We start from the raw sequence: 25752 nt of genomic DNA, 5'->3' as shown, positions 1-25752 counted from the left end.
AAAATTCTGGTGAGTGGGGCCCAGGGCGTGGCGGGCGGCGTACCGAGGGGTAACCTCCGGGAAGGAGGCCCCCCGAACCCTGAGTGGAGGGGCACGAGATCAGGCAGGAGAGTCACATGCCCGAGGCAGTCATCGTGGCGACCGCGCGGTCGCCGATCGGCCGCGCCTTCAAGGGGTCACTCAAGGACATCCGCCCGGACGACCTGACCGTGCAAATGGTCCGCGCCGCGCTGGCGAAGGTGCCGCAGCTCGACCCGAACGACGTTGACGACCTCATGCTGGGCTGCGGGCTCCCCGGCGGCGAGCAGGGCCACAACCTGGGACGTGTGGTCGCGGTGATGCTCGGGCTCGACAACGTGCCGGGCACCACGGTGACCCGCTACTGCTCCTCTTCTCTGCAGACGACCCGGATGGCGTTCCACGCCATCAAGGCGGGCGAGGGCGACGTGTTCATCTCGGCGGGTGTCGAGACCGTCTCCCGCTTCATGAACGGCAGCTCCGACATGCCCCAGGCGCAGAACCCGCTGTTCGACGAGGCGAAGACGCGGACGGAGGAGACCGCGAAGGGTGGCGCGCCGGTGTGGCACGACCCGCGCGAGGACGGCGCGCTGCCCGACGTCTACATCGCCATGGGTCAGACGGCCGAGAACGTCGCGGCCCTGAGCGGCGTCTCGCGGCACGAGCAGGACGAGTTCGGCGTGCGCTCGCAGAACCTCGCCGAGAAGGCCATCGCCAACGGCTTCTGGGAGAGCGACATCACCCCGGTGACGCTCCCCGACGGCACCGTGGCGAGCAAGGACGACGGCCCCAGGGCCGGCACGACGTACGAGGCGGTCTCGCAGCTCAAGCCGGTCTTCCGGCCGGACGGCACGGTGACGGCGGGCAACTGCTGCCCGCTGAACGACGGCGCCGCCGCGGTGGTCGTCATGAGCGACACCAAGGCCGCCGAGCTGGGCATCACGCCGCTCGCCCGGATCGTGTCGACCGGCGTCACCGGCCTGTCCCCCGAGATCATGGGGCTGGGCCCGATCGAGGCGTCGCGGCAGGCCCTCGCCCGCGCGGGCATGTCGATCGGCGACGTCGACCTGGTCGAGATCAACGAGGCGTTCGCGGCCCAGGTGATCCCCTCCTACCAGGAGCTGGGCATCGACATCGAGCGGCTCAACGTGAACGGAGGCGCGATCGCGGTGGGCCACCCCTTCGGCATGACCGGCGCCCGCATCACCTCCACGCTGGTCAACAGCCTCCGGTTCCACGACAAGTCGATCGGGCTGGAGACGATGTGCGTCGGCGGCGGCCAGGGCATGGCGATGGTCCTGGAGCGGCTGTCCTGAGCGACGGGAGTCACGCCGGTCCCGGCCAGGGCCGGGACCGGCGCGAACTCAGCCGTGGTAGTTGGGGCCCGCGCGCGTGGGCTCGACCCGGATGATCACTCGCTTGTCCTTGATCATCACGGCGCGGTAGTCGTCCCAGTCCGGGTGCTCGCCGCTGATGTCGCGGTAGTACTGCACCAGGTGCTCCATCGCGTCCGGCAGCGAGACGACGTGGGCGATGCCCTCGATCTGCATCCACTCGCCGTAGAAGGCGTCGGTCATCACAGTGAGCACGACCTGGGGGTTCTCCCGCAGGTTGCGGGTCTTGACGGCCGTCTCGCGGCTGCTGATCACGATGTAACCGTCCTTGTCGCAGCCGACGGTCACCGGGGAGGTCTGCGGCCTCCCGTCCGGATAGCGGGTCAGCATGACCGCTCGGTGGTTGCTCCTGACGAACTCACGCGCCTTGTCGAGATCCATAGAACAATGATGCGCCCGCACCGGGCCGGTGCGGGCGCGTCAGTGCTGCCTCAGGACGGAAGCCTCCGTACAGAACGTGGTACGGCTGCTGCTGGTGTGCGCGGGATGTCACTGCCCCTCCCGCGCCCCGGTCTAGAAGCGACGGCGCCGTTCGTGCTCGAGGACGATCGCGGCGGCGTAGCCGTGGCTCAGCCCGTGCTCGTCGGCGAGCCAGTTGGCCCGCTCTTCGCAGCGTAGGAACGACGGGCCGTTGTCGATGGCTTCGAACCACTCTGGGAGGTCGCGCCCGGTTATGGACGGGACGCGGGCGATCAGCTTGTTCTGGGTCTCCGGTGAGTGGTTCAACGACATGGGCACCTCCACGGAAAAGGCTGCTTTGTGTCACAGTGCATCACCGGTCCGCGCTTGACAAGCCCTCAGCGGCATTGATTTGTTACAGGATGTTGATCGAAAGTTGCAGCGCCGATCACCGGATCCTGATATAGCGCAACAAAGGGGTGCCGCTCCCGGAGGAACGGCACCCCTTCCGCTCGTACGGCTAGTCGTTGTTCGTGAAGTAGCTGATGAAGCGGAGGATCTCCAGGTAGAGCCAGACGAGGCTCAGGGTCAGGCCGAACGCCATCAGCCACGAGTAGCGCTCCGGCACGCCGGCCCGCACCCCCTGCTCGATCTCGCTGAAGTCGAGCAGCAGGAAGAAGCAGCCGAGCAGGATCATGCCGATGCTGAAGACCCAGCCGATGGGGCTGTCGGTGCGCAGGCCCAGGCCACCGCTGACGAAGATGCTCGCGATCCAGTTGATCAGCATCAGGCCGACCGCGCCGAACGCGGCGGCGATCACGAACTTGGCGAACTTCGGAGTCGGCCGGAAGATCTTCAGCGCGTACACGGCCAGCGTGCCGCCGAAGGCCACCATCGTGCCGAGCACGGCCTGCAGGACGATGCCGTTGTAGACATTGTCGTACATGTGGCTCAGCACGCCGATGGCGACGCCGTAGCACACGGAGTAGCCGAGGATCAGCGCCGGATTCGTGCTCTGCCGGAACGACACGATGAGCCCGAGGATCAGGCCCACGATCATCGCCGGCGCCGCCAGCCCCCAGCCGACGTTGAAGTACCAGGCCAGGGCCGCCGACACGACGAGCGTGCCGAGGGTCATGAAGCCGCGCACCACGACGTCGTCGATCGTCATGGTCCGCGCCGCCGGGGGAGCGTACGAGGGGGTGGCGTACATCTGGTTCAGCTGCTGCACGCTGGGCGTCGGACCGGCCCACGCCTGCTGACCAGCCGCCCCGCGCCGACTGAATATGGGGTTCTTGCTCTCCATTCGCTTCCTCCAGGACGCGACTCACTGATCAGCCGCTGCGCGGCCTAGTGGGGATGGTGCCCGAGGAGCGGTGCCCCTACAAGTGGGAGCGCCACTCCACCACAGTGGCAACGATCAGGCTTCCGGGCGAGTTCCCGCCGTCGCTCACCGAAAACGACGGCTGACGCCGACCGTAGAACAAACTTGAACGACTCCTTTACTTGAACTCTTCAAGTCTAGTGCTAGCGTTGGTGCGGAGCCGAGAAGTAGCGGCCTGACCAGGCAGAACGCCTCAGCGACCACTCCGCCTGCCGTTGCGAGCCTCTCATTCCGAATCAGATCGGCACAGCAGACCGTCCGGACGGCCACGTCGACGCCGGAGAGCCGCCCGTCCGCCGCCAGTGCCGCAGGGGAATGCCATCGCGAGGAGGACGGAGATGAACGTCAGCGGCCCACCGTTATTGCGAAGGTTCCAGCCTCATTCCATCCGAGGGCGCATCACCGTCCTCATCACGGCGCTCGCCACCCTGCTGCTGATCCCCACCGGGATCCTGGGCAGCATGCTGGCCCGGCAGGCGTTCTCCACGGCGGTCTGGCTCGACGCCCGCCAGGAGGCGGCGCTCACCGCCGCCGCGTGGCGTGCGGGCCATTTCCGCCACATCATCGATCCACAGGTGGCCGGGATCGACCTGGTCCAAGTGGTGGCTCCGAATCGGCGGGTGCTCGCCGCGTCGCCCGCCGCCCGGGGGATGCCCCCGCTGACTTCCTTCTGGCCGTCCCAGCAGGACCCGATGCAGGACCTGCAGGCCTGCACGCACGACGGGTTCGGCTGCCTGCGTCTGGCCGCGCTGCGGGTGACGCCGGGGCCCGACTCCCCCGTCGTGTACGCGGGGCGCCCCATCGAGGGCTTCACTCCCGTCACGATGTTCGATCTACTCTTCACCGCGGAGGTCTCCGTGCTCGTGCTGCTCACCGCCTGGGCCACCTGGAAAGTGGCCGGACGCACCCTGCGCCCCGTCGAGGCCATCCGCAGCGACCTGGCCACCGTCAACGTGAACGACCTGGACACCCGGGTGCCCGTACCGGCCGGGGACGACGAGATCGCGCGGCTCGCCCGCACCGTGAACAGCACGCTCGCCCGCATCGAGCAGGCGAAGCTCACCACCGAGCGGGCGCTGCGGCGGCAGCGCGAGTTCGCCGCGGACGCCTCCCACGAGCTGCGCACTCCGCTCGCCGGCCTGCGCACACAACTGGAGGAGGCGCAGCTTCACCCCGACGAGACCGATCTGCGGTCGCTGCTCAGGGACGCGCTGCTCGACGTGGAGCGACTGGAAGCGATCATCGACGACCTGCTCCTGCTGGCGAAGGTGGGGGCGACGGCCCCGGGCCGCAAGCCCGTGGACGTGTCGGAGCTGGTCAGGGATGAGGTCGCCCGCCGGACCGACCGGATATCGGTGCGCCTTCGGCTGGAGGACGGTGTCAGGATGCACGCCGCGCCGCGCCACCTCGCCCGGCTGCTGACCAACCTGCTCGACAACGCGCAGCGGCACGCCCGGAGCGTGGTCGAGGTCGGGCTCCGGCGCGACGACGGCTTCGTCGAGTTGTGGGTCGGCGACGACGGTCCCGGCGTCCCGGTGCGCGAACGGGAGCGGATCTTCGAGCGGTTCGCCAGGTCGGACACGGCACGCAGCAGGGGCCACGGGGGCACCGGCCTCGGCCTGGCCATCGCCCGCGACATCGCCCGCGCCCACTGCGGCACCCTGGTGGCGGCCGAGTCGCCGTACGGCGGTGCCATGTTCGTGCTGTGCCTGCCGGTCTCCGGCTGCCCGCAGAACGCCGACGCCGCGCCCTCGCAGGCCGCGATCCGCCGCGCCGCGGGCCCGTACACCGAGCCGCCGCAGGTGGAGAACGTCCCGGCGCCACTGAACGAGGGACATGCCTGACGGCGGTCAGAGGCGGGCGAACCAGTCGCGGACGGCGCGCCGCCCGCCCCCGCCGAGCGCCACCATCAGGGCGTATCGGGCCTTCACCGCTGCCAGCCCGCGTGCCCCGATGGCGCCGACCTTCGCGGCCAGCCCCAGGGCCGGCGGCAGGTCCTCCAGCGCGACCGGCCGGGTGCGGCACCGCGAGGCGACCACCACGGGGATGTCCCACTCCGCCAGCTCACTGAGGGTCGCGTACAGGGTGATCGGGATGTTCCCGGCGCCGGTGCCCTCCAGCACCACGCCCCTGGCTCCGGCGTCCACGACGGACGTGACGAGCACGGGGTCCATCTCCGGGTACGTCTTGATCAGCGCGACGTTCGTCTCCGGCTCTCCCCGCGCGGCCGGGGGCCGCGGCGGCGGCGTCGCCGTCATCTCGACCCGGCCGTCCGCCACCCGGCCGAGGATCGGCGCGGGCGCGGACGAGAAGGCCGCCACGCCCGTCGCGTCGGCCATCGTGACCCAGCGGGCCGCCTGCAGTTCGTCGTTCACGCAGACCACCGCGCCGACGCCGCGAAGAGCGGGATCGGCGGCGGCGACCAGGGACGACGCGAGGTTGCGCGGGCCGTCGCTCGACAGCTCGTCCAGCCCACGCACGGCGCCGGTCAGCACGATGCCGCCGCGTAGAGCGGCGGGGCCTGCGAGCAGGTCCGTGAGGAAGGCCGTCTCCTCGATCGTGTCCAGGCCGTGGGTGACGACCACGCCGTCGAACCCCTCGTCGAGCAGGGCCGAGCGGGCACGCCGGGCCAGCCGCAGCATCGTGGAGGACGAGGTGTCCCAGCTCGGCTCGGCCTGCACGTCCTCGGTCACGACCTCCACACCGAGATCCCCGGGTACGGCCGCCAGCAGGTCGGCGGCCGTCGCGAGCCCCGGGCGGCCGGTGTGACGGGCGTACGCCATGACGTCGCCCGTCGCCACCAGCAGCACGCGTCCGGTCACGAGGCCTCGCCCTCGGCGGGCGCGGCGACTCCGGCGTGCTGCTCGAGCCGCTCGATGCGCCGCAGGAGCGGAGCGATCTCCTGACGGACGACCGCCGCCACGGCCTGCGCGGCGGTCTGGGAGGTGGTCTGGGATGCGGAGGCGTCCTGTGCCTGGGCCCGGAGGTGGACGTAGCCGGCGAGCGCCGCGACGACCGCGCGCCGCGTGAGGCGCGGCTCGGCGCCCCGATCCCGCAGCACCTGCCCGCCGATCCCGTCGGGCTCGGCGACCAGGCCGAGCAGCAGGTGCTCGCACCCGATGTAGTTGTGCCCCAGCGCATGGGCCTCGGTGACCGCCAGTTCGAGGGCGTTGGCCGCGTGCGCGCCGAACCGGCTCGGACCGTCCTTCGGCGTTCCCTCGTCCCCGGACTGCTCAGGGCCGGCCGCCGCGGCGGGTACGGACGGGCGGCGGCTCGCGAGGTCGCGCTCGACCAGGGTGGGCTCGACCTCCATGGCTCGCAGGACGTGCAGGGCGAGGTTCTGCCCCTCGGCCAGCATCGCGGCGAGCAGGTGCTCGGTGCCGATGCCGGCGGCGTTCTCGGCCCGGGCCCGTTCCAGCGCCAGCCGGAAGACGGCGCGGGTCCTGGGCGTGAAGTGCGACAGCCGGGGGTCGTCGATCTCGAAATCGCCGAGGATGCTCTCGCGGATGGCGCTCACCCGGCGGACCGCCTGCTCCAGCGCCCGCTGGCAGATCGCGGACACCGGAAGTGCCGCTTCCTTGACCGCCTCCGCCAGATCATCCGGCAGGTACACGTTGATCTTAGGCATGTATCATTCATACCCCCATTGGGGGTATACGTCTACCCCCAATATTGAGTACGGCGTCAGGGGAGCGTGACGTACTTGCCGAGGAACTCCCGGACCTCGGGGATGTCCAGGCGGTAGTCGACGTTGGTCGTCCGGCAGGCGTCGTCCACTCCGCTGATCGTCGTGGCCACGAGCAGGTTCGAGTCGGGACCTCCGAGGTAGTTGGGGCCGCCCGAGTCGCCGTAGCAGGTTCCGCCCTCCCCGCGCGAGGAGTCCGGCGCCAGGTCGAGCCACCTGCTGCCGAGGCGCTTGAAGGAGATGGAGGTCTGGCTGCGCGTGTCGGTGTAGTGGTACCGCCATCCGTGCCGCTTCTTCGTGGGGTCCACCGAGCCGTACCCGACCGGGGTGAAGCGCGCGGTCTTCAGACTGTCGTCGGCCTTGAGCTGATCGAGCAGGCCCAGAGTGGGCAGCTTGGCCGGCGTGATGCCGGTGACGGGCTCGGAGAAGACCACGACCGCCAGGTCATAGGCCTCGCCCTTGTATCTCGAGTCGGGCACGTAGCGACCGGTGTAGAGCTTCGCCCCGGACTGGTAGTGGCTGGCGAAGGAGACCCGGGCGGTCTTCTGGCCCTTGCTCCCGCAGTGGGCGGCCGTGAGGAAGACGGTCGGCGAGATGAGGGTGCCGGTGCAGTACGACCACGTGCCGTCGCTTTCCGGCTTCTCACCGATGAGGGCCCCCACTTCCGGGTGATCGGTCGTATCGACCGAGCCGTGGGTGATCGCCGACGCCGGCGAGGCGGTACCTGCCACCAAACCGGCAAGAATCATGACAAAAGGGACGAAACGCATGCACGAATGTATCCGAGTATGGGCTCCGCATGGCAAATGGAACGAAAAGATCTACCGATCGGTCGCCAAGCCCGCGCTTCGCGCGTCAGCGTCCGCCCTGTGCGGTTGAACCGGACACAGGGGCCCACCTCGCCGGACAACGGAAGACCGCCCCTCCGACTCGAGGAGGAGCGGCCATGGCGATGCGGTCCGAGCCCCGCTAGTGGTGCACGCCCTTGTGGTGCACGCCCTTGTGGTGCACGCCCTTGTGGTGCACGCCCTTGTGGTGCACGCCCTTGTGGTGCACGCCCTTGTGGTGCTTCTTCTTGTGGTGCTCACCCTTGTGGTGCTTCTTCTTGTGGTGCTCACCCTTGTGATGCTTCTTCTTGTGGTGCTCACCCTTGTGATGCTTCTTCTTGTGGTGCTCACCCTTGTGCTTGTGGCCGTGGCCGTGGCCGTCATCCTGCGGGGATGTCGCCGTTACCGCGGCAGCAAGACCGGAGGATGGCGGGGGCGAGGCCAGGGCCCCCTGAGTCGGCCACAGCACGAGCGCGCCGAAAAGGGCCGCGCCTAAGATGCCGGTTCGTTTCCCGTACATGTGATTCCTTCCGGCCGGGGCCTCTGTAGCGCCGCACGATTGCGGCTGGAAGCCTCCAGAATCGGACATACGGAACCATTCCCCCCTTTGTGGGGTCATCGATGTACCAGCAGTCAAGTTGGCACCTCGAGTTGCAATGGCAACTCCAAAGACACTTTGGTAACAACGTTGATCTCGCCCGCGGTTCGCTCTGACAGCCCATGGCCTCGGGACGCCACCGGGGGTCCAGGTCGCGGTCAGCCCACCGGAACGGAAGGACGCGCCGATCGGTCACTGATCGACGATTTTTGCCGACCGATGAACTACAGTCGTCCGCCGTGGCCGAATCCTCCCCCTATCTGACCGCGACGGCGGACGCCTACGACGCCGTCGCCGATCTCTACGCCGACCTCGCCCGAGACTCGCTCGACCGCCTGCCACTGGATCGCGCGATGGTTGCCGTGTTCGCCGAACTCGTACGGGCCGCCGGACCCCGGCCCGTCGTCGAGGCCGGCTGTGGTCCCGGGTACATGACGGCGCACCTGCGTGACCTCGGACTGGACGCCTTCGGCGTCGACCTGTCTCCCGCGATGATCGACATTGCCCGCAAAGACCACCCTGACCTGCGTTTCGAGCTGGGTTCGATGGGCGCCTTCGACGTGGCCGACGGCGAGCTGGGCGGCCTGATCTCCTGGTACTCCGTCATCCACATCCCACCGCCGGAGCTGCCGCCGTACTTCGCCGAGTTCCGCCGGGTGCTGGCCCCGGGTGGTTACCTCCTGCTCGGATTCTTCGAATCCGAGGGCGGTCCCGTGCAGCAGTTCGACCACAAGGTCACGCCGGCCTACCGGTGGCCGATCGACGACCTGGCCGCTCTGGCCCGCGAGGAGGAGTTCGTCGAGGTGGGGCGGATGCTGCGCGAGCCTTTGGAGGATGAACGATTCCGCCGCGGCCACTTGCTGATGCGCAGACAACCGGCCGCCGTGTCCTGATGCGCGCACTATGGGCTGCGGCACCGCGCATACCGCCCGGCACGGGCGGCGGATTGATTCCGTAAGGGAACCTGTCACCATGCCCGAAAGCCGGTGACGCCGATCTTCTCGGACTAGCCAGATCAGCCGGTGGCCTGGATCACGCAGGTCACCGGCTTCTTGTTGCTGGGAGGCGCCAGTGCCCCCGGTGGGACTCGAACCCACACCACAGCCCTTTTAAGGGGCTTGCCTCTGCCATTGGGCTACGGGGGCGCCGCGATCATATGTCACGGATCACTCCTCTGTAAGCAAGTTACGTCTTACGCGGCTTGTCCCCCTTTCCACAGCGCGTGAACGGCACCCCTGGGAGCCACCCGGTCAAGGTCCGGGAGACCGTCCGCACCTTCTCCACCGTCCACCACACCAGCATGGCAGAGCACAGGAACACGCACACGGCCCGGCGGTGTGCGCCGCCGGGCCGTGTGCGTGTCCTGAGGTCGTCCTTCGATCCGTCCGCGCCGAGCGGGTCAGCGCTTGAGGCCGCTCTTCGCGGCCGCCCTGAACTCGTCGCGCGGGTGCTCGATCTCGCCGAGGGAGATCGTCTCCCGCTTGAAGAACAGCGACAGCGTCCAGTCCATCACCACGCGGACCTTCCGGTTGACCGTGGGGACCCGCGACAGGTGGTAGGTGCGGTGCATGAACCAGGCCGGGAAGCCGCGCAGCTTCATGCCGTAGACGTTCGCGACGCCCCGGTAGAGGCCGAGCCCGGCGACCGACCCGGCGTACTTGTGCCGGTAGTCCTGCAGCTTCTCCCCGCGCAGGTACGCGGTGATGTTGTCGCCGAGGACCTTCGCCTGCCGTACGGCGTGCTGGGCGTTGGGCGCGCAGTACTGACCGGGGTTCGTCACGTCGGGGACACCGGCGATGTCGCCGGCGGCGAAGGCGCCCTTGACGCCCGCGACGGTCAGGCGCGTCGTGGTCTTGATCCGGCCGCGCTCGTCGAGCGGCAGGTCGGTGGAGTTGACGATCGGGCTCGCCTTGACGCCGGCGGTCCAGACGATCGTGGCCGACTCGAACTCGTCGCCGTCCGAGGTCTTGACCAGGCCGCCCTCGCACGACTGGAGGAACGTCTCCATCTTGAGCTCGATGCCGCGCTCGCGCAGCTGCTCGGCGGTCCACTCGCCCATCTCGGGGCCGACCTCGGGCAGGATGCGGTCGGACGCCTCGATCAGGACCCAGCGCAGGTCCTTCTTGTCGATGCTCGGGTAGTACGTGACCGCGTCCTCGGTCATGTCCTCGAGCTCGGCGAGGGCCTCGATGCCCGCGAAGCCGCCGCCGACCACGACGAAGGTCAGCGCGCGGCGGCGCACGTCCTCGTCATCGCTCGACTCGGCGCGGTCGAGGAGGGCCAGGACCCGGTTGCGCAGCGCGATGGCCTCGCCGACGGTCTTGAAGCCGATGGCCGCGTCCTCCAGGCCGGGGATCGGCAGCGTACGCGAGATCGAGCCGGCCGCCATGACGACGACGTCGTATTCGACCTCACGGGACTGGCCGGCGGCGGGCTCGAAGGTCAGTGTGCGCGCCTCGTGGTGCACCTTGGAGACCTTGCCGTTGAGGATGCGCACCTTGGGCAGCACCCGGCGCAACGGGGCCACGACGTGGCGCGGCGAGATGTTGCCTGCCGCCGCCTCGGGGAGGAACGGCTGGTAGGTCATGTACGACTGCGGGTCGATGAGCGTGATCCGCACGCTGCCGTCGCGCAGCTCACGGCGGAGCGTGCGCTGGAGACGAAGAGCCGTGTAAAGGCCCACGTACCCACCGCCGACGATGACGACGTGCTTCCAGTTGCGGTCTGCCACGATGCCCTCCGAAGCTTGTGAAAGCATTCACAAGCCTACGTCACGAGTTGGCAACCGCACCAACCCACTAGGGCCAAAGGTCCAGTGATTTTCCCCACTTCGTCATCTCTTGACGTCATTTCTCAGGAAAATTCCTGCAATCTTCTCTCCGTGATCGACTTCACACTTGTGAAATGGTTCACAAGGTCGCGGTTCCCAGTGCGACTGCGCGGGCGAAGACCCCGTCGAGCATGTCCGCGGTGACCCGGCCGGTGAAGGTGTTCTGCTGACTCGGGTGGTAGCAGCCGATGAGCGTGACCGGAGCCGCGCCGTGGGAGAGGGGCACCTCCACCGCGTGGCCGAACGGCGGCCTGCGGGGCGGCAGCGTGAACCCGGCCTCGCGCAGCGCGGGCCACACCGCCTGCCAGGCGAAACCGCCGAGCGCCACGATCACCCGGGTCGTACCGGCCACGAGCGCGAGTTCCCTCGCGAGCCAGGAGAAGCAGGTGTCGCGCTCCTCCGGGGTCGGCTTGTTGGCGGGCGGGGCGCACCGCACCGCCGCCATCATCCGGGCGCCGATCAACCGCTGGCCGTCGCCCGCGTGAACGCTGGTCTCCTGCGCGGCGAGGCCGGTGCGGTACAGCGACGCGAACAGCCAGTCGCCGCTGCGGTCGCCGGTGAAGATCCGGCCGGTCCGGTTGCCGCCGTGCGCGGCGGGGGCCAGCCCCACGATGAGCGTGTGCGGCGCCTCGTCGCCCCATCCCGCGATCGGCCGGCCCCAGTAGGTCTCGTCCGCGAACGCCCGCCGTTTGACGTCGGCGACCTCCTCCCGCCACTCGACGAGGCGCGGACAGGCGCGGCACACCGACTGCCTGGCGGTCAGTTCGGTCAGAGTGCGGCTCTCGGCGGCCAGTTTGGCGACCTCGTGGGCGTCGTGGGCGACGGGGGTGTCCGGGCGCGCGGGGTCGCCCGGCCAGCCGGAACCGGGAGGAACGGAGCTCATGACACCGATCGTGCCAGGCCACAAGGTATGCGTCGGCCGGAAGCCGGTTCTCGCGACGCCGCCGCCCGCCGATCGGGCCGCCCGGACTCGGCACGCCCGTGCCGCACCGTCTCGCGGTTCCCACGCAGTGTCCGCGGGGCATCGGCGCGCGTGTCACGAAGAGGTCATGCCGAGAAAGATTCCAATCTTTTCCGTCGCGCCGCGGATGGGTACGTACGGCCCGTGTCCACCGACTCATTCCCCCCGCTGTTCGGCCCGGCGTTCGACGCCGACCCCTACCCCGCCTATGACTGGCTGCGCCGGAACGCCCCGGTGACCCGCGTGCCGCTGCCCGGCTGCGAGGCGTGGCTGGTCACGCGGTACGAGGACGCCGTGACCGCGCTGACCCATCCCGCCCTCGCCAAGGACCCGGCGGCCGGCTCGCCCGAGTGGCGGGCCGCCTCTCTCGGCCTGCCCCTGGACCATCGGCCCGGGCTCGCCCGCCACATGATCAACGCCGACGGGGCCGACCACGCGCGGCTGCGGCGGCTCGTGAGCGCGGCCTTCACGCCCCGGCGGATGGCGGGGCTGCGGACGCGGGCGCTGGAGGTGACCGACGCGCTGCTCGACCGCCTCGACGGCCCCGAGGCGGATCTGATCGCCGACCTCGCCTATCCGCTGCCGATCACGATCATCTGCGACCTGCTCGGCGTGCCCGAGGAGGACCGGGCCACCTTCCACCACCACGCCTCCGTCATCGACTCTGCGGCGGCGTCCGAGGTGGCGGAGATCACCCGCGCGACGGACGCCCTGGAGACCTTCCTGGCCGACCTGGTCGAGCTGAAGCGCTCCCGGCCGGGCAACGACCTGCTCACCGACCTCGTACGGCGGTCCAACCAGGGCGAGATCGACAAGGACGAGCTGACCTCGACCGCGTTCCTGCTGCTGATCGCCGGCCACGAGACGACCGTGGCGCTGATCGGCAACGGTCTGCTCGCGCTGCTGCGGCATCCCGGCCAGGCGGCGGCCCTGCGCGCCGACCTCTCCCTGCTGCCGGACTTCATCGACGAGATGCTGCGTTACGACGGTCCCGTACGGAACGCCACCTGGCGTTTTCCCACCGAGCCCGTGGTCGTCGGCGGCCAGGAGATGCTGCCCGGGGAGCCCATCCTCGTCTCGCTGCTGGCGGCCAACCGGGACCCGGCGGCGTTCGCCGACCCGGACGCGTTCTCCCCCGGCCGGGTCGGCGAACCGCACCTCGCCTTCGGCCGGGGGCCCCACTACTGCGTCGGTGCGGCCCTGGCCAGGGTGGAGGGAGAGGCCGCTATCGGCCGGGTGCTCGAACGATTCCCCGATCTGGCCCTCGCCGCCGACCCCGCCGAGCTGAGGTGGTGGCCCAGCGCCATCATGCGCGGTCTGTTCTCCCTGCCCGTCCGGCTGCGCGGCTGACGTCCGGCCCGGCTCCGTCCGTACACGGAGCCGGCCTGTGCGCCTGACCGAGATCGAGCCGGGCACGTGGTTCACCGACGAGATGGACGCCGGGTCGGACCGCGGCTCGGCCCGGCCATCACCGCCGACTTCCCCGACGTGCTGGCCGCGCTGGTGCGGCTGGCAGAGGAGGGCTAGACCATGCCGCCGCTGGACCCCGAGGAGAGCCGGGGGTTCCTGCTGTGCCACGCCACGCTCCGCTGGCAGCGCGACATCGCCGCGGCCCTCGCGCCGCTGGATCTCACCCACGTGCAGTTCGTCCTGCTGGCCGGCACGTGGTGGCTGAACTCCCACGGCGACGGTCCCAACCAGCTCACACTGGCCCGGCAGGCCGGCACGGACGTGAAGATGACCTTGCAGGTCATCCGCAAGCTGGAGGCCAAGGGCCTGGTCTCGCGCGAGGTCGACCCCGCCGACACCCGAGCCAGGAGGCTGCGGGTGACCGAGCGCGGCGCCGCCCTCGTGCGGGAGGCCATCACCGTGGTCGAGGGGGTGGACCGGGCCTTCTTCCGGCCCGTCTCCGACCGCACGACGCTCCTGACCATGCTGCGCGCGCTCGGGTCCGGCTGACCCCGCGGTTCCCCTACCGCCGGGACGGCGTGGCGGAGGGCGACGGCGACGGCGACGGCGACGGCGAGGGCGACGCGGACGGCGACGCGGAGGCCGTGGCGTCGGTGGCATCCGTCGGCGTCGGCGTGGCGGGCGCGCAGGTCGCCCCGGCGCGGTACTCCACGGGTCGCAACGGCAGCGGGTAGGCGTTGCGCATGGGCGGCTCGCCGTCACAGGGGACGACGACGGTCTGGCCGGAGCCCTCGGGATCCACCGTGATCGGGTTGCCGTCCTGATCGTAGAGCCGGACGTTGTGCAACGGTGTCCCGTCCTCCGCGTACGGGAAGATGTTGGAGACGTCCCCGCCCAGCGAGGACACCCTCTCCACCCGCATGCCCGGCGCGTACACGTCCGGCCGGGGGCCGTATTCGAAGGCCACGCCTCGCGACGACGTGCTCGGAACGTCGGCCATCGCCGCGACCACGAGGACCGCGGCCAGCAGGTTGGCTCCGAGCAGCAGCGCCCGGCCCCAACGCGACCCCCGCGTGCGGCCCCGCCGGCCCAGCCACACCGACCCCCAGATGACCGCGAGCGTGAACACCCAGGCGGGGAGGTCGCCGGGGACGAGCCCGGGGGCGCTGATCGGCGCGAGCACGGCCAGCGCGATCGCGTAACCCCGCAGCACCCACCACGCGGGGCGCAACTCGGGGGCGAAGACGGCGGCCTGACGGTAGGGCGGGAGCACGAGCAGCCGCGTGTGAACGCGCCGGACGGCTCCGCTCGTGCGCTCGCGCAGCCGCCCGCCCAGTGAGGAGCCGCCGCCCGACGGCCGCCCGCCGTAGGCGGCCCGCAGCTCGGCCGCGTACGCCTCGGGGCTGCCGAGGCGTTCCTCCAGCGACATGCCCGGCTCGGCGGCGACCTCGGCGAGATGCTCGTCCAGGTCCTCCAGCAGCGCGTCCCTGTCGCGGGCGGGGAGATCGGCGAGCGCCTCGCGTACGGCGGCGGCGTACTTCTGGGGCGTCATTGGGGGGTTCATCCCGGATCGACCTCCTTGAGCAGGTCGTTCATGGTGGCGGCGAAGGACGTCCAGGTCTTCGCCGAGGTCTGGAGGAGCGAGCGGCCCACGTCGTTCAGGCCGTAGTACTTGCGGTGCGGTCCCTCGTCGGAGGCGACCACGTAGGACGTGAGCGCTCCGGCCTTGAAGAGCCGCCGCAGCGTCCCGTACACCGAGGCGTCGCCGACGTCCTCGAGCCCCACCTCACGCAGGCGGCGTACGACGTCGTATCCGTAACTGTCGCGCTCGGCGAGCACCGCGAGGACCGCCAGGTCGAGAACTCCTTTGAGGAGCTGGCTACTGTCCACGCATCGCACAGTACTACGCATTGCGGAATAGCAGCAAGATCTTCAGGTGCTCAACGCGGCGTTCACGCGATCCGGACGACGTACTTTCCGCTGCCGCGGCCTTCGGCGAGCAGTTGGTGCACCTCGGGCACCCCGGGCAGAGCGCCGATCTCGGTCACCGGAACATCCAGCCGGCCCTCCGCGACCAGGTCGAGGACGCGACGCAGGCCCCGGGCGAGCCGGTGGGGCGCGCCGACGGTGAGAGCGCTGGCGCTGAAGCCGACGATCCCCACGTTGCCCCGCATCAGGCGGGGGTGCGGCGGAAGCGGCGGGACCTCCCCACCCCCCGCGTTGCCGAACAGCACGATCCGGCCGCCGGGGCCGGTGACCTCCAGGTCAAGTTCGAGCAGCTCGACACCGAGGGGGTCGAGGACGACGTCCACGCCATCGGGCGCCGCGTCCCGGATAGCGGCGCCGGTCCCCTCACCACGGACGACGACCGTGTCGTAGCCGGCGGAACGTGCCGCGCCGACCTTGTCCAGCCGTCCCACGGTGCCGATGAGCCGTCCTCCGCCGAGTGCGGGGACCAGGCGTGCCACGGCCGACCCGACACCGCCGCTCGCGGAGTGGACGAGCACGCTCTCACCCGCGCCGAGCCTCGCCGCGTCGGTGAGCAGCAGCAACGCGCTCGTCAGCATCAGCGGGGCGGCCGCGCCGAGGTGGGACGGCACGTCGTCCGGCAGCGGCACGACCAGGGCGGCGGGTGCCACGGCCACCTCGGCCAGACCGCCTGACGGGGTGAAGGCGGCCACTCGTTGTCCCGGTGCCAGGCCGGAGACTCCCGGGCCCACCTGGCGCACCGTTCCCGCCACCTCCTTGCCCGGCACGTACGGCCAGGCGGTGACGTAGCCCGGGTCTCCCCTGCGCGCCATCACGTCGATGAAGTTGACGCCCGCGTGGGAGACGTCGATGGACACCTCCCCCTCACCGGGCACCGGCACCGGCATGTCCCTGATCTCGGTCAGGTCCGACCCGCGCGACGGTCCCGTCATCACCAGCGCCTGCATGTCCCGCTCCTTTTTCGACGTTCGTCGTACGACGAAAGTCGTACCACAGTTGTACGATGGTTGTCGAAAGAGAGGTGGAAGATGCCCCGATCCCAACGCCGCCGGTCGGCATTGACGCATCCGGACGCCGCCGAGATCGACCTGCTCGACGTCCTGCACGCGCTGGCGGATCCCACGCGCATGACGATCGTGCGGACGCTGCGCGCCGAGCCGGAACGGGCCTGCGGCACGTTCCCTGTGGACGTGGCGCCGTCGACGCTCACGCACCACTTCCGGGTGCTCAGGGAGGCCGGCGTCATCCACCAGCGGGAGGACGGCAACCGCCGGTGGACCGCGCTACGCCTGGCCGACCTCGACGACCGGTTCCCGGGCCTCCTCGACTCGATCCTCGATGCCTACGAGACGAGCGCCGAGCCGGTCGCCCCCTGACGCCCCGGTTCTTGTCAGGCGAGGGACCAGGCGATGCCGTCGAGGATGTCGTGCTCGCTGACCACGACCTCCGGGAAGCCGTAGCGGCGGACGATGCGGTCGAGGATGAGCGCGCCCGCGCCGATGACGTCCACCCGGCCCGGGTGCATGACCGGGATGGCCGCCCGCTCGTCGTGCGTCATACGCAGCAGCCGCGCGGACACCTCGTGGACCCGCTCGGCGGGGATACGCGAGTGATGGATGCGCGCGGGGTCGTAGGCGGGCAGATCGAGCGCGATGCCGGCGACCGTGGTGACCGAGCCCGCCAGGCCGACCAGCGTCCGCGCCGTACGCACGGGGACGCTCTCCTCGACCCGGTCCATGGCCGCCTCGATGTCGGCGACGGCCGCCTCCACCGTCCCGGCGCTCGGCGGGTCGTCGCGCAGGTGACGCTCGGTCAGCCGTACGCAGCCGATGTCCACCGACAGCGCGCCCTCGACCGACCGGGAGCCGACGACGAACTCGGTCGAACCGCCCCCGATGTCCACCACGAGATAAGGCGTCTCGGCCTCGGCGCCAGAGCGGGCCAGGCCCCGGGTCGCGCCGGTGAAGGACAGCCGCGCCTCCTCGTCACCGGTCACCACCTCGGGCTCCACGCCGAAGATGTCCCGTACGCCGGAGACGAAGTCGGCCCGGTTGGCGGCGTCGCGGGTCGCCGAGGTGGCGACCACGCGGACCGGCACGGACCCGTCCGGGGCGTGCTCCCTGATCAGCTTGGCGTACCCGCGCATGGCCGTGAACGTCCGCTCCAGGGCCTCCGGCGCGAGCCGTCCCGTACGGTCGACGTCCTGGCCGAGCCTGACGATCTCCATTCGCCGTTCGACGTCGGTGAGGTCGTCGCCAGAGATGTCCGCGATGAGAAGGCGGACCGAGTTGGTCCCGCAATCGATGGCCGCGACCCGCTTCGTCTTCACGCTCATCCTCTCCGGCCTCCGGTCGGCTCCCCGCGCCACGACGGCGCTCCCGATTCTGTCCCGCGCCCGGCCTATGGCCGCTCTTCGGAATTCTCCACGACCACGCAGGGGCCGCCGGCCCACCAGTCGGGCAGCGCGTCGAGGGCCTCCCGGCCGAACGGGTTGACCCCCGGCGCGGCCAGCTCGTGGGCGACCAGCGCGTGCAGGCACTTGACCCGGCCAGGCATGCCGCCGGCGGTCTGCATGTCGCGCGGCAGCGGCTCCACGCCCTCCTCGTCGGCCGCGCGGTCGCGGCGGGCGACGTAGTCCTCGTGGGCCGCCAGGTAGGCCTCGGCCAGCTCGGGGTCCTCGGAGAGCCGGGCCTGCATGCTCTTCATCAGACCGGACGACTCCAGCGTGCCGATCGCCGAGGCGGCTTTCGGGCAGGTCAGGTAGAACAGCGTGGGGAACGGCGCGCCGTCGGGCAGCCGGGGCGCGGTCTCCAGCACGTCGGGCAGGCCGCAGGGGCACCGGTGGGCGACGGCCCGCACCCCGCGCGGCTGCCGCCCGAGCTGCGCCCGCGCCGCCGCCAGGTCAGCGGGGTCCACACGGCCCGTGTGGCCCACGTGGTCCGCCTGGTCGTCCGCCACGTCGATCTCCTCGCCCTTCACGATGCCCTCTCGCGGCCGTCCGCGGTCCTCATCCCGCCGGCGCCGGCGCGGACGCCGATGCGGACGCCGTCGGTGCGGGGCTCCGCCCTGCCGCGGGTGCGGCGGGCCGCCCCTTGTCGGCTGCCTCGAACGACCGCCAGAGAGTGACGTACCAGGCGGGCCGCTCCGGCGGCTTCGTCCCCGCCTTGGCGGCGGCGGACCCGGCCGTCTCCTCGTCGATCACCTGGTAGCAGTCCGCGCCCGGCTCGCAGTAGAACAGCCGCTCCTTGGCCAGGCGCTTGATGTAGTCCGGATCCTCCAGCCGCCGGCGCCGCTGCTCCAGGTTCTGGAGCTTGCGCAGCGCGTTCGCCTGCTGCGCCTCCAGCTGGGCGATCTGCCGGCGCTGGGCGACGTACTCTCGCACGGGGTAGGCCAGGCTCATGGCGATGGCGCACACGACGACCGCGAGGATCGCCGCGCGCCCGGTGAGCTGCGGCCGCTTCGCCGCCACGAAACCACCCCTCCCGGCCGGTCAGTGCAAGGCCCGATCAACGGCCACACTAACCGCCCGTCCCGGCCGTACACGCCCGGACGGGTACGGCGTCGCCGCACCCATCGCCACATCGGGCGTCCGGAACGTGTCCAGCCGGGCTACCGCCGTGTGCCGCCGATCAGCCCTGGAAGCGCGGGAAGGCGGCGCGACCGGCGTACCGCGCCGCGTCGTCGAGCAGCTCCTCGATGCGCAGGAGCTGGTTGTACTTGGCCACCCGGTCCGAACGGGCCGGGGCGCCGGTCTTGATCTGGCCGCAGTTGGTGGCCACGGCGAGGTCGGCGATCGTGGTGTCCTCGGTCTCGCCGGAGCGGTGGCTCATCATGCAGCGGTAGCCGCTGCGGTGGGCCAGGTCGACCGCGTCGAGGGTCTCCGACAGCGTGCCGATCTGGTTCACCTTCACCAGCAGCGCGTTGGCGGCGCCCTCGGCGATGCCGCGGCCGAGCCGCTCGGGGTTGGTGACGAACAGGTCGTCACCCACGAGCTGGACCTTGGCGCCGAGCGACGTGGTGATGGCCTTCCAGCCGTCCCAGTCCTCCTCGTTCAGCGGGTCCTCGATGGAGACCAGCGGGTAGGAGCGGACCAGGTCCTCGTAGAAGGAGATCAGCTCGGCGGCCGACACGCCCTTGCCGTCGATCGTGTAGACGCCGTCCTTGTGGAACTCGCTGGCCGCGACGTCGAGCGCGAGCGCGATGTCCTGGCCCGGCGTGTAACCGGCCTTCTCGATCGCGACCATGATCAGGTCGAGCGCGTCGCGGTTCGACGGCAGGTTCGGCGCGAAGCCGCCCTCGTCGCCCAGGCCGGTGGCGTAACCCTTCTCCTTCAGCACGCCCTTGAGCGTGTGGTAGGTCTCCGCGCCCATGCGCAGCGCCTCGGAGAACGTCTCGGCGCCGATCGGCGCGATCATGAACTCCTGGATGTCCACGTTGGTGTCGGCGTGCGCGCCGCCGTTCAGGATGTTCATCATCGGCACGGGCAGGATGTGCGCGTTCGGCCCGCCGACGTAGCGGAACAGGGGCAGGTCGGCGCTGTCGGCGGCGGCCTTGGCGACGGCCAGCGAGATGCCGAGGAGCGCGTTGGCCCCGAGGCGGGCCTTGTTGGGCGTGCCGTCCAGGTCGATCATCGTCTGGTCGATGAGACGCTGCTCCTCGGCGTCGAACCCGATGAGCTCGTCGGCGATCTCGTCGGTCACGCCGAGGACGGCCTTCTCGACACCCTTGCCGAGATAGCGCTTCTTGTCGCCGTCGCGCAGCTCGACGGCCTCGAACTGACCGGTGGAGGCGCCACTCGGAACGGCGGCACGGCCGGTGCTGTAGTCGTCCAGCAGTACCTCGACCTCGACCGTGGGGTTCCCACGGGAGTCGAGGATCTCGCGGGCGGTGATGGCCTCGATGGCAGCCACGAACGCTCCTAGCAAAATGGCGGGCGGTTTGCCACCCGAGCCTATCGGTCCCTACTACCCGGTACGGCGCAGGGCCGCCCGTTCACGGCGTGTCCGCGGTGTTCTCCCACTCCTCCACGCGCCGCCGGTACTCCCTGGCCGCCGCCCTCAGCTCGGCCTCGGGGTCGAGCCCCGCGTCCTGGGTCTCCCGTACGAGCGCGAACAGGCGGGCGCCGGCGGGCGGGGCGAGGTCGCCGGCGAGAGAGGCGGGCGCCCCGGCCCGGCCGGCCCGGCGCAGGAGCTGGGCGGCCAGGGAGATCGCCGGCTGGCCCATGGGCACGCCGCTGAGCGCCGAGGCGGTCTCCCCCTTGGCGGCCCGCTCGGCCGCCTTGATCGTCTCCCAGTTGTCGGCGACGTCACCCGCGCCGGAGACCTCGACGTCCGCGAAGACGTGCGGATGGCGGCGGACCAGCTTCTCCACGATCCCGGCGGCGACGTCGTCGATGTCGAAGCCGTCCCCGGCCGCCTCCTCCGGGCCCATCCGTTCCTGGGCGAGCCGGGCGTGGAACACCACCTGGAGCAGCAGGTCGCCGAGCTCCTCGCGCAGCGGCGGGCCGTAGGCGCCCTCGTGGATGGTCTCCAGCACCTCGTATGCCTCTTCGACCAAGTAGGGCACGAGCGATTCGTGGGTCTGCTTGCGGTCCCACGGGCACTCGCGGCGCAGCCGGTCCATCACCTGGACGAGGTCGAGCAGCCGGGCTCCTGGCAGGTCGTAGGAGCCGGGGACGACCTCGATCTCCGGCGGCTCGTCCAGGGAGATCGCGGCGTGGCCGACCGCGCGCATGAAGTCCTCGTCGCCGTCCTGCGCGGCCAGCCACACCACCGTCCCCGTACGGCTCTCGCGGGCGACCGCGCCGGGGTCGGGGGTCACCACCTCGACCCGTACGCCGGCCTCGTCGAGATAGGGCAGGTAGGGGTGGTCCGGGGTGCCGGTGAGCACCCGCCCTCGGGTGAGGGCCTTCCACGCCGCGGGCGCGAGCAGGCCCGGAGCGACCCGGGGCGAGGTGGTCACCACGATCAACGCCATGGCCTCAGCCTAATGAGCCCGCCCACCCGGCGTCGCCGGGCCGCCGGCCATACCGCAAGGCGTGCGATCAGCCGGCCTGGGCGGCGCCGGCCGCACCCGCGGCGGCCTCGCCCGCCGTGGCCCCGCCCACCGAGCCGAAGCGGTCGTCGGCGACGAAGCCCTGCTGGGGGTCGAACTTGCCGTAGCGCGGGCTGTACTTCACCGGCACGGCCGAGTCGGCCTCCTGGACGATCTTCTGGAGGGCGGCCTGCTGGCTCGCCTGGTCCTGACCGGCGCCGGACTGCTGCGCCAGCTTGTTGCGGATGACGACGGCGCGGATGAAGTCGCGGCCCTCGTCCAGCGGGATGCCGTTGGCCAGCAGCACCTTGTTGAACTGGTCCCAGCCGCCCTGCGCCGTGGCGACGTCGTCGACCTCCCGGTCGGTGACCGCGACGCCCTTGCTCCGGCCGAGCTCCCGGAACTGCCTGCTCGTGGTCATGTTGAGCAGGACCGTCTGCGGCAGCGAGAAGGACAGCTGGAGCTGGTCCTCGGGGATCTTGTTGGCGGCAAGGTCGGCGCGCAGCGCGCGGACCTCGTCGTTCAGCTCGCTGGAGGTGATGCGCTCCTTGCCCACGATGGCCGCGGAACCCGCCTGCACGGGGCCGCCGCAGGCGGTCACGGCGACCCCGGCCGCCGCCAGCGCCACGGCGACGCGCACTCGATACGACTTCACGGACGATCCTCCCGAACGACACCGGCCACGCGTATGTTGACAATTTCGCGGGTCACTGTACCCGCATCGGCTCCAGGAACAGGGCCTCGACCAGGTCCCCACACCATTTCAGCAGGTCGAGGTCGCGCAGTGGCTGACCGCCGATCGGTTTGGTCTTGGGCACCGGCACGAGCAGGATGCCCGTCGCCTGCTTCCAGATGGAGCGGGGGTAGAGCCGCTGCAGCCGCACCTGCTGGGAGTCCCTCAGCTCCACGGGCGCGAACCTGATCTGCTGGCCCTGCAACGTCACGTCGGTCAGCCCGGCCTTGCGGGCCTTGATCCGGAAGCGCGCCACCTCCAGCAGGTTGTCCACCTCCTGGGGCGGCCTGCCGTACCGGTCGGTGAGCTCGTCGCGGACGGCCGCGATGTCGTCCTCAGAGCCGATGGCCGCGATCCGCTTGTACGCCTCCAGGCGCAGCCGCTCGGAGGTGACGTAGTCGTGCGGCACGTGGGCGTTGATCGGCAGCTCGACCTTGACCTCGGGCCGCTCCTCCACCTTCGCCTCGCCCGCGAGCTTGGACTTCTGCTCCTGGACGGCCTCGGCCATCATGCGGACGTACAGGTCGAAGCCGACACCGGCGATGTGGCCCGACTGCTCGGCCCCGAGGATGTTGCCGGCGCCGCGGATCTCCAGGTCCTTCATGGCGACGTACATGCCGGCGCCCATCTCGGTGTGCTGGGCGATCGTGGCGAGCCGCTCGTGCGCGGTCTCGGTCAGCGGCGACTCGGGCGGGTAGAGGAAGTAGGCGTAACCGCGCTCGCGGCCCCGGCCGACCCGGCCGCGCAGCTGGTGGAGCTGCGACAGGCCGTAGTTGTCCGCACGGTCCACGATGAGCGTGTTGGCGTTGGGCACGTCCAGGCCGGACTCGACGATCGTGGTGGAGACGAGCACGTCGAAGTTGCGCTCCCAGAAGTCCACCATGATCTTCTCGAGCTGGCTCTCGTTCATCTGTCCGTGGGCGACCGCGATCCGCGCCTCCGGCACCAGCTCGTGCAGCCGCGAGGCCACCTTGTCGATCGTGCGGACCCGGTTGTGGACGAAGAACACCTGCCCGTCGCGCATCAGCTCGCGCCGGATCGCCGCCGCGATCTGCTTCTCGTCGTACGGCCCGACGAACGTGAGGATCGGGTGCCGCTCCTCCGGCGGCGTGAGGATCGTCGACATCTCCCGGATGCCGGTGAGGCCCATCTCCAGCGTCCGCGGGATCGGCGTCGCCGACATGGCGAGCACGTCCACCTGCGTGCGCATGTGCTTCATGGCCTCCTTGTGCTCGACGCCGAACCGCTGCTCCTCGTCCACGATGATCAGGCCGAGGTCCTTGAACTTGACCTCGGGCGACAGCAGCCGGTGCGTGCCGATCACCACGTCGACCTCGCCCGTACGCAGGCCGTCGAGGGTCGCCTTGACCTCGCCGTCGGTCTGGAACCGGGAGACCGGCTTCACCGTGACCGGGAAGGCGGCGAACCGCTCGCCGAACGTCGACAGGTGCTGCTGCACGAGCAGCGTCGTCGGCACCAGCACGGCGACCTGCTTGCCGTCCTGCACCGCCTTGAAGGCCGCCCGCACCGCGATCTCGGTCTTGCCGTAGCCGACGTCGCCGCAGATCAGGCGGTCCATCGGGACGGGCCGCTCCATGTCGCGCTTGACCTCGTCGATCGCTTCGAGCTGGTCGCCCGTCTCGGCGTACGGGAAGGCGTCCTCCATCTCCCGCTGCCAGGGGCTGTCGGAGGCGAACGCGTAGCCGGGCGAGGCCATCCGGGCCGAGTAGAGCCGGATCAGCTCACCCGCGATCTCCCTGACCGCCTTCTTCGCCCTGGTCTTGGCCTTGGCCCAGTCGGCCCCGCCCATGCGGTTGAGCGTGGGCGCCTCGCCGCCGACGTAGCGCGTGACCTCGTCGAGCTGGTCGGTCGGCACGTAGAGCCGGTCGCCCCTGGCGTACTCGATCACGAGGTATTCGCGGGTCGCGCCCTGGATCGTGCGCTGCACCATCTCGACGTAGCGGCCCACGCCGTGCTGCTCGTGCACCACGTGGTCGCCGACCTTGAGCTGGAGGGGGTCGACCATGTTGCGGCGGCGCGACGGCAGCCGCCGCATGTCCTTGGTGGACGCCTTCTGGCCGACGAGGTCGAGGTGGGTCACCACGGCGACGTCCGGCGCGACGAAGCCGTGGTCGATGCGGCCCGTCGTGACCTGCACGACGTCCTTCGGCGGCGCACCGTCGAGGGACGGCACCAGCCGCGCCGCCACGTCCACGCCCTTGAGCAGCTCGACCATGCGCTCGGCGGGGCCGTGCCCCTCGCTCAGCAGCACGACGGCCTTGCCCGCGCCCATCCAGCCCTTGATGTCGGCGAGCGCCCGCTGCGTGTCACCCCGGTAGGCCTCGACGTCCTGCGCGTCCAGCTCCACGCCCTCACCGAAGGGGGCGATGCTCCACCACTGCTGGCCCAGCTCGCCGGCGTGGTCGCGCACCTCCTCGAGCGTGCGGAAGGCGGCCGCCTCCAGGTCGATCGGAGCCTCGCCGCCCGCCGCCGCGGCGATCCAGGACGCCTCCATGAACTCCTGGCTGGTGTGGACCAGCTCGACGGCCCGGCCGCGGATCCGCTCGGGATCGCAGACGAACACGGCCGACCGGATCGGCAGGTGGTCGAGCAGCAGGTCCATCTCCCCGGCGAGCACGGGCGCGAACGCCTCCATGCCCTCCACCGGCACACCCTCGGCGAGCTGGTCGAGCACGTCCTTCAGCGCCGGGTGCTCCTCCCCCAGCTCGCGGGCGCGCCGCCGTACGTCGTCGGTGAGCAGCAGCTCGCGGCAGGGCGCGGCGAACAGCCCGTCCTGGGCCACCTCCAGCGAGCGCTGGTCGGCCACCTTGAACCAGCGGATCTCCTCGATCGTGTCGCCCCAGAACTCCAGCCGCAGCGGGTGCTCCTCGGTGGGCGGGAACACGTCGAGCAGGCCGCCGCGCACGGCCACCTCACCGCGCTTCTCCACCATGTCCACCCGGTGGTAGCCGTTCTGGACCAGCCGGGCCACCACGTCGTCCAGGTCGGCGTCGTCGCCCGCGCGCAGCCGTACGGGCGCCAGGTCGCCGAGCCCGGCCACGATGGGCTGGAGCAGCGAGCGGATCGGGGCCACCACGATCCGCAGCGGGCCTGCCGCGGGGTCGCCCTCGATCGGGTGCGCCAGCCGCCGCAGCACGGCCAGGCGCTGGCCGACCGTGTCGCTGCGCGGCGACAGGCGCTCGTGCGGCAGCGTCTCCCAGGCGGGGAAGACGGCCACGGAGCTCTCGTCCACCAGGCTCGTGAGCGCGGCGGCGAGATCCTCCGCCTCGCGCCCGGTCGCCGTGACGGCGAGCACCGGCCGTACGCGGGACAGCGCGGCCACGGCGAACGGCCGCAGCGCGGGTGGCGCCACCAGCTCGGCGCCGGGGTGGGCGGCCTGCCCGGCGGCGTCGAGCGCGGCGGCGAGCCTGGGTTCGGCGGATACGAGGTCGAGCAGTCCGGAAAGAGACATCGATGCCTTCAAAAGCCCC

Annotated in this window: 25 protein-coding genes and 1 tRNA gene; 6 read left to right on the top strand and 20 right to left on the bottom strand. The window is 70.8% G+C overall.

Translation table 11 applies throughout. The features are described from left to right. The first annotated feature begins 116 nt into the window (after positions 1-116). On the top strand, positions 117-1334 hold the full coding sequence (locus HHX35_RS17615) for an acetyl-CoA C-acetyltransferase (protein ID WP_182899882.1): 1218 nt from the start codon (positions 117-119) through the stop codon (positions 1332-1334). Positions 1335-1382: 48 nt separating this feature from the next. On the opposite strand, the gene HHX35_RS17610 is transcribed toward HHX35_RS17615, so the two are convergent. The 3 genes from HHX35_RS17610 to HHX35_RS17600 form a co-directional block, all read right to left on the bottom strand. Beyond that, positions 1383-1793, bottom strand: a complete 411-nt coding sequence (locus HHX35_RS17610; RefSeq protein WP_182899881.1) for a PPOX class F420-dependent oxidoreductase — start codon at positions 1791-1793, stop codon at positions 1383-1385. A 132-nt stretch (positions 1794-1925) separates the two neighbouring features. Then, positions 1926-2144 carry a DUF4287 domain-containing protein gene (locus tag HHX35_RS17605; protein ID WP_079315686.1) on the bottom strand — a complete coding sequence of 73 codons (219 nt, stop codon included), beginning with the start codon at positions 2142-2144 and terminating at the stop codon, positions 1926-1928. A 187-nt stretch (positions 2145-2331) separates the two neighbouring features. Then, positions 2332-3117 carry a Bax inhibitor-1/YccA family protein gene (locus tag HHX35_RS17600; RefSeq protein ID WP_182899880.1) on the bottom strand — a complete coding sequence of 262 codons (786 nt, stop codon included), beginning with the start codon at positions 3115-3117 and terminating at the stop codon, positions 2332-2334. Positions 3118-3533: 416 nt separating this feature from the next. Here HHX35_RS17600 and HHX35_RS17595 point away from each other — a divergent pair, with 416 nt between their 5' ends. Beyond that, on the top strand, positions 3534-5039 hold the full coding sequence (locus HHX35_RS17595; RefSeq protein WP_182899879.1) for a cell wall metabolism sensor histidine kinase WalK: 1506 nt from the start codon (positions 3534-3536) through the stop codon (positions 5037-5039). A 6-nt stretch (positions 5040-5045) separates the two neighbouring features. On the opposite strand, the gene HHX35_RS17590 is transcribed toward HHX35_RS17595, so the two are convergent. From HHX35_RS17590 to HHX35_RS17575, 4 genes are all read right to left on the bottom strand, one after another. After that, positions 5046-6017, bottom strand: coding sequence for an asparaginase (locus tag HHX35_RS17590; protein WP_182899878.1), 972 nt, complete (start codon positions 6015-6017; stop codon positions 5046-5048). Beyond that, positions 6014-6823, bottom strand: coding sequence for an ATP-dependent Clp protease ATP-binding subunit (locus tag HHX35_RS17585; RefSeq protein WP_182899877.1), 810 nt, complete (start codon positions 6821-6823; stop codon positions 6014-6016). Before HHX35_RS17585 ends, HHX35_RS17590 begins: the two co-directional genes overlap by 4 nt. A 56-nt stretch (positions 6824-6879) precedes the next feature. After that, complete coding sequence (locus HHX35_RS17580; protein WP_310739166.1) at positions 6880-7611, bottom strand: trypsin-like serine protease; 732 nt, start codon at positions 7609-7611, stop codon at positions 6880-6882. 238 nt (positions 7612-7849) lie between these two features. Beyond that, positions 7850-8227, bottom strand: coding sequence for a hypothetical protein (locus HHX35_RS17575; RefSeq protein WP_182899875.1), 378 nt, complete (start codon positions 8225-8227; stop codon positions 7850-7852). Positions 8228-8544: 317 nt separating this feature from the next. Between HHX35_RS17575 and HHX35_RS17570 the strand changes: the two genes are divergently transcribed. Continuing rightward, positions 8545-9198 (top strand): class I SAM-dependent methyltransferase, encoded by a 654-nt coding sequence (locus HHX35_RS17570; RefSeq protein WP_310739149.1) that lies wholly within the window; start codon positions 8545-8547, stop codon positions 9196-9198. Between the two features lie 179 nt (positions 9199-9377). Here the strand turns inward: HHX35_RS17570 and HHX35_RS17565 are convergent. The 3 genes from HHX35_RS17565 to HHX35_RS17555 form a co-directional block, all read right to left on the bottom strand. Then, positions 9378-9450, bottom strand: a tRNA-Leu gene (locus tag HHX35_RS17565). Positions 9451-9704: 254 nt separating this feature from the next. Beyond that, a complete protein-coding gene (locus HHX35_RS17560; protein WP_182899873.1) occupies positions 9705-11063 on the bottom strand; it encodes an NAD(P)/FAD-dependent oxidoreductase in 1359 nt (452 codons plus the stop codon). A 151-nt stretch (positions 11064-11214) separates the two neighbouring features. Then, positions 11215-12018: a uracil-DNA glycosylase gene (locus HHX35_RS17555; RefSeq protein WP_182899872.1), complete on the bottom strand. Its 804-nt coding sequence runs from the start codon at positions 12016-12018 to the stop codon at positions 11215-11217. Between the two features lie 222 nt (positions 12019-12240). Here HHX35_RS17555 and HHX35_RS17550 point away from each other — a divergent pair, with 222 nt between their 5' ends. Together HHX35_RS17550 and HHX35_RS17545 are read left to right on the top strand one after the other, a co-directional pair. Next, positions 12241-13446: a cytochrome P450 gene (locus HHX35_RS17550; RefSeq protein WP_310739148.1), complete on the top strand. Its 1206-nt coding sequence runs from the start codon at positions 12241-12243 to the stop codon at positions 13444-13446. A 180-nt stretch (positions 13447-13626) separates the two neighbouring features. Next, on the top strand, positions 13627-14055 hold the full coding sequence (locus tag HHX35_RS17545) for a MarR family winged helix-turn-helix transcriptional regulator (protein ID WP_182899870.1): 429 nt from the start codon (positions 13627-13629) through the stop codon (positions 14053-14055). 13 nt (positions 14056-14068) lie between these two features. Here the strand turns inward: HHX35_RS17545 and HHX35_RS17540 are convergent, their stop codons facing one another. From HHX35_RS17540 to HHX35_RS17530, 3 genes are all read right to left on the bottom strand, one after another. Beyond that, complete coding sequence (locus HHX35_RS17540; protein ID WP_182899869.1) at positions 14069-15070, bottom strand: DUF1700 domain-containing protein; 1002 nt, start codon at positions 15068-15070, stop codon at positions 14069-14071. Continuing rightward, positions 15067-15396 carry a PadR family transcriptional regulator gene (locus HHX35_RS17535; protein WP_030507598.1) on the bottom strand — a complete coding sequence of 110 codons (330 nt, stop codon included), beginning with the start codon at positions 15394-15396 and terminating at the stop codon, positions 15067-15069. The genes HHX35_RS17540 and HHX35_RS17535 overlap by 4 nt, the downstream gene beginning before the upstream one ends. 62 nt (positions 15397-15458) lie before the next feature. Next, entirely contained in the window at positions 15459-16442 is a 984-nt protein-coding gene (locus HHX35_RS17530; protein WP_182899868.1) for an alcohol dehydrogenase catalytic domain-containing protein, read from the bottom strand. An 81-nt stretch (positions 16443-16523) separates the two neighbouring features. On the opposite strand from HHX35_RS17530, the gene HHX35_RS17525 reads away from it, so the two are divergent. Continuing rightward, positions 16524-16871, top strand: coding sequence for a helix-turn-helix transcriptional regulator (locus HHX35_RS17525; protein WP_182899867.1), 348 nt, complete (start codon positions 16524-16526; stop codon positions 16869-16871). 14 nt (positions 16872-16885) lie between these two features. Here the strand turns inward: HHX35_RS17525 and HHX35_RS17520 are convergent, their stop codons facing one another. From HHX35_RS17520 to mfd, 7 genes are all read right to left on the bottom strand, one after another. Further along, complete coding sequence (locus tag HHX35_RS17520; protein WP_182899866.1) at positions 16886-17824, bottom strand: Ppx/GppA phosphatase family protein; 939 nt, start codon at positions 17822-17824, stop codon at positions 16886-16888. A gap of 71 nt (positions 17825-17895) precedes the next feature. Further along, positions 17896-18429 (bottom strand): DUF501 domain-containing protein, encoded by a 534-nt coding sequence (locus HHX35_RS17515; protein WP_396780369.1) that lies wholly within the window; start codon positions 18427-18429, stop codon positions 17896-17898. Positions 18430-18502: 73 nt separating this feature from the next. Then, complete coding sequence (locus tag HHX35_RS17510) at positions 18503-18964, bottom strand: septum formation initiator family protein (protein WP_240809180.1); 462 nt, start codon at positions 18962-18964, stop codon at positions 18503-18505. Between the two features lie 160 nt (positions 18965-19124). Next, entirely contained in the window at positions 19125-20405 is a 1281-nt protein-coding gene (eno, locus tag HHX35_RS17505) for a phosphopyruvate hydratase (RefSeq protein WP_182899865.1), read from the bottom strand. An 82-nt stretch (positions 20406-20487) separates the two neighbouring features. Beyond that, the gene (locus HHX35_RS17500; protein ID WP_182899864.1) at positions 20488-21471 is read right to left on the bottom strand and encodes a MazG family protein; all 984 of its coding nucleotides are present in this window, start codon (positions 21469-21471) and stop codon (positions 20488-20490) included. 67 nt (positions 21472-21538) lie between these two features. Further along, entirely contained in the window at positions 21539-22183 is a 645-nt protein-coding gene (locus HHX35_RS17495; protein WP_182899863.1) for a SurA N-terminal domain-containing protein, read from the bottom strand. Positions 22184-22235: 52 nt separating this feature from the next. Beyond that, on the bottom strand, positions 22236-25733 hold the full coding sequence (mfd, locus tag HHX35_RS17490) for a transcription-repair coupling factor (protein ID WP_182899862.1): 3498 nt from the start codon (positions 25731-25733) through the stop codon (positions 22236-22238). Between the last annotated feature and the right edge of the window lie 19 nt (positions 25734-25752).

The sequence above is a fragment of the Microbispora sp. H10830 genome (genome assembly GCF_014161375.1).
Taxonomy (GTDB): domain Bacteria; phylum Actinomycetota; class Actinomycetes; order Streptosporangiales; family Streptosporangiaceae; genus Microbispora; species Microbispora catharanthi.
Note: the sequence above shows the minus strand (reverse complement) of the source record. Positions and strands in the feature narration are given on the sequence as shown.

Bases quoted from the DNA above. Each gene is read 5' to 3' on its own strand.
- HHX35_RS17615 (WP_182899882.1), top strand. From the start codon at position 117: ATGCCCGAGGCAGTCATCGTGGCGACCGCGCGGTCGCCGATCGGCCGC.
- HHX35_RS17610 (WP_182899881.1), bottom strand. From the start codon at position 1,793: ATGGATCTCGACAAGGCGCGTGAGTTCGTCAGGAGCAACCACCGAGCG.
- HHX35_RS17605 (WP_079315686.1), bottom strand. From the start codon at position 2,144: ATGTCGTTGAACCACTCACCGGAGACCCAGAACAAGCTGATCGCCCGC.
- HHX35_RS17600 (WP_182899880.1), bottom strand. From the start codon at position 3,117: ATGGAGAGCAAGAACCCCATATTCAGTCGGCGCGGGGCGGCTGGTCAG.
- HHX35_RS17595 (WP_182899879.1), top strand. From the start codon at position 3,534: ATGAACGTCAGCGGCCCACCGTTATTGCGAAGGTTCCAGCCTCATTCC.
- HHX35_RS17585 (WP_182899877.1), bottom strand. From the start codon at position 6,823: ATGCCTAAGATCAACGTGTACCTGCCGGATGATCTGGCGGAGGCGGTC.
- HHX35_RS17575 (WP_182899875.1), bottom strand. From the start codon at position 8,227: ATGTACGGGAAACGAACCGGCATCTTAGGCGCGGCCCTTTTCGGCGCG.
- HHX35_RS17560 (WP_182899873.1), bottom strand. From the start codon at position 11,063: ATGCTTTCACAAGCTTCGGAGGGCATCGTGGCAGACCGCAACTGGAAG.
- HHX35_RS17555 (WP_182899872.1), bottom strand. From the start codon at position 12,018: ATGAGCTCCGTTCCTCCCGGTTCCGGCTGGCCGGGCGACCCCGCGCGC.
- HHX35_RS17545 (WP_182899870.1), top strand. From the start codon at position 13,627: ATGCCGCCGCTGGACCCCGAGGAGAGCCGGGGGTTCCTGCTGTGCCAC.
- HHX35_RS17540 (WP_182899869.1), bottom strand. From the start codon at position 15,070: ATGAACCCCCCAATGACGCCCCAGAAGTACGCCGCCGCCGTACGCGAG.
- HHX35_RS17530 (WP_182899868.1), bottom strand. From the start codon at position 16,442: ATGCAGGCGCTGGTGATGACGGGACCGTCGCGCGGGTCGGACCTGACC.
- HHX35_RS17525 (WP_182899867.1), top strand. From the start codon at position 16,524: ATGCCCCGATCCCAACGCCGCCGGTCGGCATTGACGCATCCGGACGCC.
- HHX35_RS17500 (WP_182899864.1), bottom strand. From the start codon at position 21,471: ATGGCGTTGATCGTGGTGACCACCTCGCCCCGGGTCGCTCCGGGCCTG.
- mfd (WP_182899862.1), bottom strand. From the start codon at position 25,733: ATGTCTCTTTCCGGACTGCTCGACCTCGTATCCGCCGAACCCAGGCTC.